Below are 737 nucleotides of genomic sequence, written 5' to 3' on the forward strand. Positions count from 1 at the left end.
TGAGGGCGAAGTAAAAAGGAGTCCCTTTTGACGATTCATAGGTCACAAGCAGATTCTGATAAACTTATTAGGATTATATGCAATAGCTATACGTTACTTCAGCTCGATTAGTTGCTAAGCTGGATGAAAATATGTTTAGAGAGAATCACAAACATCAGCAGGAGACGCTCTTTTCGCCCGTCAAAGACCTCCCTGCTGGACCAAAGAAGAAACTGCGGAATCACTGGTCTACCCACTTTTACGAACACATTTTCACTCAGATTGATGAGAGAACATTCGGACGGCTATACCATGGCGGGTATAGCCGTCCGAACAAGCCGGTCAACGAGTTGGTTTCGCTGGAGATCATCAAGCACCTGCTTGGACTATCCGATGAACAGCTCGAACACGCCTACTTGTTCGATTTTCGCGTCCGAAACGCGCTGGGTAAAGAGACGCTCGGTGACAATATCTGTGCGAAGACGTTCACGAATTTCCGCCGACGGCTGATGAAATTCGAGGAAGAAACAGGTCGAGACCTGCTGCACGAGGTCTTCGAAGACCACCGCAGCTACCTCCAGGAACAGTTCGAGATCGACGCAAGTACCCAGCGGATGGATTCAACGTTCATTGAGGCCAACATCAAGCAACTCTCTCGGATTGACCTGATCGCCAAAGTCGTGTACAACTTCATGGACGATCTCTCTGACGAGATCGTCCAGGACCTCCCGGCGGGAATGGACGAGTTCGCCGAGACG

Annotated in this window: 1 protein-coding gene; it reads left to right on the forward strand. The window is 49.5% G+C overall.

What is annotated here, in order from left to right; translation table 11 throughout:
- Positions 1-131: 131 nt before the first annotated feature.
- Positions 132-737, forward strand: a 606-nt coding sequence (locus ACQUQO_RS18270) for a transposase (RefSeq protein WP_435080085.1), incomplete at its 3' end; no start/stop codon positions are given.

This window comes from Halococcus sp. AFM35 (assembly GCF_051195015.1).
GTDB lineage: Archaea > Halobacteriota > Halobacteria > Halobacteriales > Halococcaceae > Halococcus.